Source organism: Paraburkholderia sp. SIMBA_030 (genome assembly GCF_046535245.1).
GTDB lineage: Bacteria > Pseudomonadota > Gammaproteobacteria > Burkholderiales > Burkholderiaceae > Paraburkholderia.
This window is the reverse complement of record NZ_JAWRXB010000935.1, coordinates 1-258: the sequence shown is the minus strand read 5'-3', so window position 1 is coordinate 258 and position 258 is coordinate 1. Positions and strand designations below refer to the sequence as shown.

The following is a 258-nucleotide window of genomic DNA, read 5'->3' as shown; positions in this document are numbered from 1 at the left end:
GAATAGTCAATCACGTCATTTACTCCGTCTCCGTTTGGAGTGATAGCATTAACCAGATTAGGAACAATCACTGAAATAGAGATAGGTTCACAGTCATAAGCATCTTTCACATAGATCTTATGATCTCCTCTTGATATATTCGTAAATATATTGGAGTCCTGCCAATTGATATTATCCAGAGAGTATTTGTAAGGTGGAGTTCCTCCTATAACATTTACCGTTATTGAATTGTTTGAAATGTCAATATTAGAAACAACA

General features: G+C 34.5%; 1 protein-coding gene. It reads right to left on the bottom strand.

The annotated features are described in order from the left end of the window. The coding region (locus tag SB772_RS42775; protein WP_410838869.1) for a hypothetical protein at window positions 1-258 on the bottom strand (258 nt) is incomplete at both ends.